This window comes from Streptomyces sp. WELS2 (assembly GCF_013870595.1).
In the GTDB taxonomy this organism is placed as follows: domain Bacteria; phylum Actinomycetota; class Actinomycetes; order Streptomycetales; family Streptomycetaceae; genus Streptomyces.
The window spans coordinates 1-6,555 of record NZ_JACBWZ010000325.1; the positions used below are offsets into that span (position 1 = coordinate 1).

A 6,555-nucleotide genomic window follows, 5' to 3' on the forward strand; every position below is an offset into this window, starting at 1 on the left:
GTCCGGCTCGTCGTCGCCGTCGTCCCCGGAGTACTGCTCCAGCGTCTCGTCCAGCTTGTCCTCGTCCAGGCCCGGCGCGTCGAAGGGTGCACGGCGCCTGCGATGCGGCAACGCCAGCAACGCCGCCTGCCGCACGTCCTCGGCGAGGACGTCGGTCCGCCCGGCCCACGCGGCCAGCGCGGTCGCGGTCCGCGCCATCACGATGTCGGCACGCATGCCGTCCACCTCGTAGGCGCTGCACACCGCCGCGATCTGCCGCAGCGCCCCGTCACCCAGCCGCACCTGCGGCAGCAACTCCCGCGCGGCGACGATCCGCTGCCGTACGGCGGCCTCCTCCCGCGCCCACTTCGCGGCGAACCCGGCGGGATCGTCGTCGTAGGCGAGGCGCCGCCGCACGACCTCCACCCGCTGGTCCGGCTCACGGGAGGCGGCGACCTCCACGGTGAGCCCGAACCGGTCGAGCAACTGCGGCCTCAGCTCGCCCTCTTCCGGGTTCATCGTCCCGACGAGCAGGAACTTAGCGGCGTGCCGCACGGAGACGCCTTCGCGCTCGACGTACGAGGCACCCATCGCGGCCGCGTCCAGCAGGACGTCGACGAGGTGGTCATGCAGCAGATTGACCTCGTCGACGTAGAGGATGCCGCGGTGGGCCTGCGCCAGAAGGCCGGGCTCGAAGCTCTTCACGCCTTCGGCGAGAGCGCGTTCGATGTCGAGCGAGCCCACCAGCCGGTCCTCGGAGGCGCCTACGGGCAGCTCGACCATCCGAGCGGGCCGCTGCGTGCCACTACCCGGCTCATGCGGACCGTCCGGACAAGCAGGGTCAGGGGCGGTGGGGCTGCAGGAGAACCGGCACCCGGGAACGACGTCGACCTCCGGGAGCAGCGCGGAAAGAGCGCGAACGGTCGTGCTCTTGGCGGTCCCTTTCTCCCCGCGCACCAGGACACCGCCCACTGCGGGGCTGACGGCGTTGAGGAGCAAGGCCAGCCGCAGGTCGTCCTGGCCGACAACGGCCGTGAAGGGATAGGGCGTGCTCACGCGTTGATCACTCCTCCGGGTGAATCATGCCGAAACGGCTCGGGCTCCGAATCCGCACCTGGGACAGTCGCCGTGTGCTCCCCGCTGACGCGAGGGTGGTCCTTGCGAACAGGGCGAACCGTGGCCGCAGTTGCTGTGCTCCCCGCCGCTGCGGGGCTCCCCGGGGACATCAAGCGTCCCCCTCCAGATCTCCCTCAAGCTCGAGGTAGGTCGCCCGGAGCCGGTCCAGGGTCTCCTGGTCCGGCTCCGCCCACAGACCACGGTCCGCCGCCTCCAGCAAGCGCTCCGTGATGCCGCGCAGCGCCCACGGGTTCGAGCGCTTCATGAAGTCCCGGTTCTCCGGGGCGAAGACGTACTCGCCGGCCAGCTTCTCGTACATCCAGTCGTCCACCACGCCCGCCGTGGCGTCGTAGCCGAACAGGTAGTCCACGGTCGCCGCCATCTCGAAGGCACCCTTGTAGCCGTGCCTTCTCATGGCGCTCATCCAGCGTGGGTTGACCACCCGCGCCCGGAACACCCGGTGCGTCTCCTCGCCCAGCGTCCGGGTCTTCACCTGGTCCGGTACGGCCGAATCGCCCACGTACGCCTCGGGGTTGGCGCCCGTCAGGTGCCGCACCATGGCGACCATGCCGCCGTGGTACTGGAAGTAGTCGTCCGCGTCGTGGATGTCGTGTTCACGCGTGTCGACGTTCTTCGCCGCCACCGCGATCCGCCGGAACGCCGTCTCCATGTCGCCGCGCGCCGCCCGCCCGTCGAGCCCGCGGCCGTAGGCGTAGCCGCCCCAGACCGCGTACACCTCGGCGAGGTCGGCGTCGGAGCGCCAGTTGCGGGCGTCGATCAGCGGCAGCAGGCCCGCGCCGTACGCGCCCGGCTTGGAGCCGAAGACGCGGGCGGTGGCGCGGCGCCGGTCGCCGTGCTCGGCGGTGTCCTCGTCCACGTGCGCGCGGACGTAGTTGGACTCGGCCGGCTCGTCCAGCTCGGCCACCGCCCGGACCGCGTCGTCGATCAGCCCGACCACATGCGGGAACGCGTCCCGGAAGAACCCGGAGATGCGGACCGTGACGTCGATGCGGGGCCGCCCCAGTTCGGCCGGGGGGATGATCTCGAAGCCGGTCACCCGGCGGGAGGCCTCGTCCCACACCGGGCGGCAGCCGAGCAGGGCCAGGATCTCGGCGATGTCGTCGCCCTGGGTGCGCATCGCGGAGGTGCCCCACACGGTGAGGCCCACGGACTTCGGGTACTCCCCGGTGTCGCTCAGGTACCGCTGCACCAGCGAGTCCGCCAGCGACTGCCCGACCTCCCAGCTCAGCCGGGACGGGATGGCCTTGGGGTCGACCGAGTAGAAGTTGCGGCCCGTCGGCAGGACGTTGACCAGGCCGCGGGTCGGCGATCCGGACGGGCCGGCCGGGACGTAACCGCCGTCCAGGGCCCGCAGGATGTGCCCGATCTCGTCGGTGGTGCGCGCCAGCCGCGGTACGACCTCGTCGCACGCGAACTCCAGCACCGCGACCGCCTCGGGCAGTTCGGCGCCGAGCACACCCCGCAGGACGGCCGGGACCACCGTGCGGTCCCACGCCCGGGCCTCCATGCCCTCGGCGATCCGCCGGCAGAGCTGCTCCAGCAGGTCGACGGCGTCGGCGGCGGACCGGGCCGGGCCCTCCACCAGGTCCGTCAGTTCCACCGGGACCTTCACCGGGGCGCCCGGCTCGGCCAGCAACTCCTTCTCCACCAGCCCGAAGTGGGCCGCCAGCGTGGCCCGCAGGCCGGGCAGGGCGTTGGCCTGGCCGCCCCACACCTGCGAGGCGCGCAGCACCGCGAGGACGAGGTTGACGCGCGCCTCGCCGGCCGGGCCGCCGCCGAGGACGTGCAGGCCGTCGCGGATCTGGACGTCCTTGATCTCGCACAGGTAGCCGTCGATGTGCATGACGAACTCGTCGAACTCGTCGTCGTCCGGCTGCTCGTCCACGTGCAGGTCGTGGTGCAGTTCCGCCGCCTTGACGAGCGTCCAGATCTGTGCGCGCACGGCCGGGGCCTTCGCCGGGTCCAGGTCGCTGACCAGCGCGTACTCGTCGAGGAGCTGTTCCAGCTTGGCCAGGTCGCCGTAGGTGTCCGCGCGGGCCATCGGCGGCACCAGGTGGTCGACCACGGTGGCGTGCCCGCGCCGCTTGGCCTGGGTGCCCTCGCCGGGGTCGTTGACGATGAAGGGGTAGATCAGCGGCAGTTCGCCGAGGACCGCGTCCGGGGCGCAGCCACGGGAGAGCCCGAGGCCCTTGCCCGGCAGCCACTCCATGGTGCCGTGCTTGCCCATGTGCACGATCGCGTCGGCGCCGAAGCTGTTCTCCAGCCAGCGGTAGGCCGCCATGTAGTGGTGGGAGGGCGGCATGTCGGGGTCGTGGTAGATGGCGATCGGGTTCTCGCCGAAGCCGCGCGGCGGCTGGATCATGACGACGACGTTGCCGTACTGGAGACAGGCCAGGACGATGTCGTCGCCGTCCACGTAGAGACTGCCCGGCGGTTCGCCCCACGCCTCGGTCATGGCGTCCCGCAGCTCGGGGTCCAGCTTCTCGAACCAGGCCCGGTAGTCGGCGAGCGGCACCCGTGCGGGCGCGGCGGCCAGCTGCTCCTCGGTCAGCCACTCCACGTCGTGGCCGCCGGCCTCGATGAGCCGGTGGATCAACTCGTCGCCGCCGTCCGGGTGTTCGGTCAGCGAGTACCCGGCGTCGCGGAGCGCGTCGAGCACCCGGACGGCCGACGCGGGGGTGTCCAGGCCGACGGCGTTGCCGACCCGGGAGTGCTTGGTCGGGTAGGCGGTGAAGACGAGGGCGATCTTCTTGTCGGCGTTCGGCTTGTGCTTCAGCCGGGCGTGCCGCACGGCGATCCCGGCGACCCGGGCGGCCCGCTCGGGGTCGGCGACGTACACGGGGACGTCGTCGGGGCCCTGTTCCTTGAAGGAGAAGGGGACGGTGATCAGCCGGCCGTCGAACTCGGGGATGGCGACCTGCATCGCCGCGTCCATGGGGGACAGGGCGGCGTCGGACTCCTCCCACGCGGCGCGCGAGGAGGTGAGGCACAGGCCTTGCAGTACGGGGACGTCCAGGTCGGCGAGCGCGCCGATGTCCCAGGCTTCCTCGTCGCCGCCGGCGGAGGCCTGGGAGGCGTGGGTGCCGCCGGCGGCGAGGACGGTGGCGACGAGCGTGTCGGCCCGCCCCAGCAGCTCGTACAGCGCGGGGTCCGCGCCGCGCAGCGAACCGCAGTACACGGGAAGGGCGTTGGCGCCGGCCGCCTCGATCGCCTGGCACAGGGTGTCCACGAAGGCGGTGTTGCCGCTCAGTTCGTGCGCCCGGTAGAACAGCACGCCCACGGTCGGGCGGCCGCCCTGGACGTCGTAGGCGCCGTGCACGCCGAACTCGGGCATGCGGCGCGGTTCCTCGAAGCCCTCGCCGGTCAGCAGCACGGTGTCCGACAGGAACCGGGACAGTTCCAGCAGGTTGGCGGGGCCGCCCTCGACCAGGTACTTGAGTGCCTCGGCGACCACGCCGGCGGGCACCGAGGACTCGGCCATCAGCTCGGCGTCCGGTACGGCCTCGCCGCCCAGCAGCACGGTCGGGATGCCGGAGGCCTTCAGCGCGGCCAGCCCGTCCTCCCAGGCCCGCTTGCCGCCGAGCAGCCGTACGACGGCGAGGTCCGCGCCGTCGATCAGGGCCGGCAGTTCCCCGGCGACGTCGACCCGGGTGGGGTTGCCGATGCGGTAGCCGGCTCCCGAGGCCCGGGCCGCCAGCAGATCCGTGTCGGCGGTCGACAACAACAACACTGTGCTCATGCGGGCGCTCCCGGTGGAATGAAAGGCAGTCCTTGCGGCGCGCCGGACTCGATGAGCCGCCACAGCGCGTCCGTGTCCGCGTGCTGTTCGATGAGGTCGCCGAGCCGGTCGAGCTGCTCCTCGCGCAGCGCGGCGAAGGAGGTGTCCGGCGCGGGCACGAAGCGGCGGCCCGCGGCGGCGGCCACCTCGCGCAGGAAGGCCCGCCGGAAGCCGTCCGACTCCAGGGAGCCGTGCCAGTGGGTGCCCCAGGTCTGGCCGACGCGGCAGCCGTCCAGGAAGGGTTCGCCGCCTGCGACCGTGGCCACGCCGTGGTGGATCTCGTAGCCGTCGACGGGCTCGCCGAGGGCGTGTCCGCTGGGGCGGGTGAGGGTCTTCTCGCGGGCGAAGCGGACGCGCACGGGCAGGACGCCGAGCCCGTCGACGTGCCCCTCGCGGCTTTCGACGTCGTCCTCGATGTGCTCGCCGAGGATCTGGAAGCCGCCGCAGATGCCGAGGACGGGGCGGTGCTCGGCGGCCCGGCGCACGAGGGCGTCGGCCAGTCCGCGTTCCCGCAGCCACTGAAGTGCCCGTACGGTGCCGCGGGTGCCCGGGATCACCACGAGGTCGGCGTCGGCCAGTTCCTCCGGCCGGTCCACGAACCGCACGACGACGCCCGGTTCGGCGGCCAGCGCGTCCACGTCGGTGAAGTTGGACATCAGCGGGATCGCGCACACGGCGACGCGCAGCACGTCCTCGCCGACCGGGGGAGTGACCGTGGACTCCCGTACGGTGCCCCGCAGGGAGACGCGCAGTCCGTCCTCCTCGTCGATGCCGAGCCCGTGCCGGAACGGCAGCACGCCGTAGGTGCGCCGCCCGGTGAGGCCGTGCAGCATGTCCAGGCCGGGTTCGAGGAGGCCGACGTCGCCGCGGAACTTGTTCACCAGGAACCCGGCGACCAGTTCCTGGTCCTCGGGCGAGAGCAGGGCGACCGTGCCGAAGAAGGACGCGAAGACGCCTCCGCGGTCGATGTCGCCGACGACCAGTACGGGCAGCCGCGCGCCGCGCGCGATGCCCATGTTGACGATGTCGGTCCGCCGCAGGTTGATCTCGGCCGGGCTGCCGGCCCCCTCGCAGATCACCGCGTCATACGTGCCCCGCAGCTCGGCCAGGCAGTCCAGCACCGTGCCCAGCAGCCGCTGCCGGCGCCCGCCGTGGTAGCCGCGCGCGCTCAGTTCGCCCACCGGCTTGCCGAGCAGCACGACCTGGCTGCTCTGCTCGCCGCCGGGCTTGAGCAGCACCGGGTTCATCTGCGCGGTCGGCTCGATCCGGCAGGCCTGGGCCTGCATGGCCTGGGCGCGGCCGATCTCCGCGCCCTCCCGGGTGACGAACGAGTTCAGGGACATGTTCTGCGCCTTGAAGGGCGCCACCTTCACGCCCTGGCGGACCAGCCACCGGCAGATCCCGGCCGTCACGACGCTCTTGCCGGCGTCCGAGGTGGTGCCGGCCACGAGGAGACCACCGTTCACTTCCCACGTCCTTTCAGGAGTGCGCGCGCGGCGAGCGTGGTGCCGAGGGCGAGCAGGCCGACGCGGCGGGAGAGGCGTACCGCCCGGTCGATGTCGGTGACCCGGACCGGGCGTCCGGTGCCGCCGTTGAGGACGGGCCGGTGTTCGACGCGGCCGCCGTAGGAGAGCGTCCCGCCCAGCCGGACGCCGAGGGCG

The 6,555-nt window shown here is 72.6% G+C and carries 3 protein-coding genes and 1 pseudogene; all 4 read right to left on the bottom strand.

Going from position 1 to position 6,555, the window contains the following annotated elements:
* Nucleotides 1–1,035 (bottom strand): ATP-binding protein (locus H5J33_RS19215; RefSeq protein WP_181796164.1); only part of this gene is annotated, 1,035 nt, incomplete at its 3' end.
* A gap of 169 nt (nucleotides 1,036–1,204) precedes the next feature.
* A complete protein-coding gene (gene cobN / locus H5J33_RS19220) occupies nucleotides 1,205–4,855 on the bottom strand; it encodes a cobaltochelatase subunit CobN (protein WP_181796165.1) in 3,651 nt (1,216 codons plus the stop codon).
* Nucleotides 4,852–6,360, bottom strand: a complete 1,509-nt coding sequence (locus H5J33_RS19225; RefSeq protein ID WP_181796166.1) for a cobyric acid synthase — start codon at nucleotides 6,358–6,360, stop codon at nucleotides 4,852–4,854. The genes cobN and H5J33_RS19225 overlap by 4 nt, the downstream gene beginning before the upstream one ends.
* Nucleotides 6,357–6,555 (bottom strand): annotated as a pseudogene (locus tag H5J33_RS19230) (cobalamin biosynthesis protein); the annotation flags it as partial. The gene H5J33_RS19225 and the pseudogene H5J33_RS19230, both read right to left, overlap by 4 nt.

Bases quoted from the DNA above. Each gene is read 5' to 3' on its own strand.
- cobN (WP_181796165.1), bottom strand. From the start codon at position 4,855: ATGAGCACAGTGTTGTTGTTGTCGACCGCCGACACGGATCTGCTGGCG.